Here is a 1,400-nt window from a genome sequence, read left to right as displayed (position 1 = left end):
GTAGGACAGCTAGATGTCGCACCGCTTGAGGATATATTGCGTAATCGTTTAGGTATGAGAAATAAATGGGTAGATGAATGGTTTGATATATGGGATGGGGTTCGTAAAATGGCATTTTATGTTGACCATCCAGTGGGTGAGGTTGCGCATGATGAAAATGGCAATGTCCTCTATTTAACCGATGAAAATGGAGAGTATATAAAAGGCAATGATGGAAAATATATCACTCTGTATCACTTTTTAAAGCCAGAGGAAGAAAAGCATTTACAAAAAGGCCCTAATGATGCTGTTTATATGTTCTACAATGGCATTTTTAATTCACCAGATGATGCTGCGGGTAATGCTGTCCAATTGGCTGTTAATAAAAATGGTCCCCTTTATTTTACATACTTTCCCCAAGCTGACGATGTGCTGGTAGAATTAGGGGTAGCAGTTTATCAAAAGTTTTGGGAGGGTAGTACTTGGGGATTGAGTAATTCGACCAAGAAGTTCCAAGATTTTATCTATCGTTATGGCAATGACAATGCTATTGTTAGTGCGCATAGCCGTGGTACCATAACAGTAAGCAATGGAGCAAATGACTTGCAAGAACATGGTATCCACGGTGTAGCCAAGAAAACAGACTTCTATCTTGTTGGAGCGGCTGCTCACATGCAATCGATGGCCAATACAGTAGATTATCTAAGCGATGGCGAAAAAAATTATATCTACACACAAGGTCATATGTTAGACCCCATTAGTACAGTGATTGGTTACAATTGGCCTACAGCTTATAAGGTACCTTTCAGACTATATTATTTATTTCCACCAGCAATTGCAGTGAGAGAGGAAGGGGGAGCAGTCTTGGGCTTTAACCCTAGCACCCATAATTGTTATGCTGATGCGAGCCCTGATTGTAAACGCGATTACGGATCATTTGGTTTTAACAAGCTTTATTCAACGAGAACAGGGAACAAAAAATGAAAATATTGTTTAACTTATCAAGCTTGCTCATTTTGTTAAGTGTTGCTGGATGTGATATTGAAAACATTGATAAGCCTCCTCCAGGAGAAGTGGCTGTGTGGAAGAAGCCAGGAGCAGACTTTACCGAGGTAGGAAAAGCCTTGCTAGAATGTGGAATGCCGCATCTTAATTATCTTGAGGATGAAGTCCAAAAGCTAAGCGACAATGAAATAGCAACCATTGATGCTTGCATGCTTCAATCAGGTTTTCGTAGGAAATCAGGTGGTCCATATTGGTGTTCTCCTTTTAATGGTAGAAACCTCCCCATTTGTCGTTCAGGTGCTGTCATCCCACAGAGAAGTGTCGAAAAGCGCTTGAACAGCCCGTTTTGTAAAAGAAGTCCAGTACAACCTGAATGCAAGCCTTAAGTTTTGCTGCTTGTGATGATCAACAATCCG

1 protein-coding gene and 1 pseudogene are annotated in these 1,400 nt (G+C 40.7%); both read left to right on the top strand.

The window, feature by feature from the left end; all coding sequences use genetic code 11:
• Window positions 1-963: pseudogene (locus ACFILU_RS06535) on the top strand (filamentous hemagglutinin); the annotation flags it as partial.
• A complete protein-coding gene (locus ACFILU_RS06530) occupies window positions 960-1,370 on the top strand; it encodes a hypothetical protein (RefSeq protein ID WP_375675281.1) in 411 nt (136 codons plus the stop codon). The pseudogene ACFILU_RS06535 and the gene ACFILU_RS06530, both read left to right, overlap by 4 nt.
• Window positions 1,371-1,400: the final 30 nt, after the last annotated feature.

Origin of the sequence: Bartonella sp. CL100XZDX, from assembly GCF_042195375.1 — a bacterium.
Taxonomy (GTDB): domain Bacteria; phylum Pseudomonadota; class Alphaproteobacteria; order Rhizobiales; family Rhizobiaceae; genus Bartonella.
The sequence above is the reverse complement of the archived record's forward strand: the minus strand, read 5'-3'. Positions and strand labels throughout refer to the sequence as shown.

What these genes read in the sequence shown, in the direction of transcription:
- ACFILU_RS06530 (WP_375675281.1), top strand. Translation starts at nt 960, where the DNA reads ATGAAAATATTGTTTAACTTATCAAGCTTGCTCATTTTGTTAAGTGTT.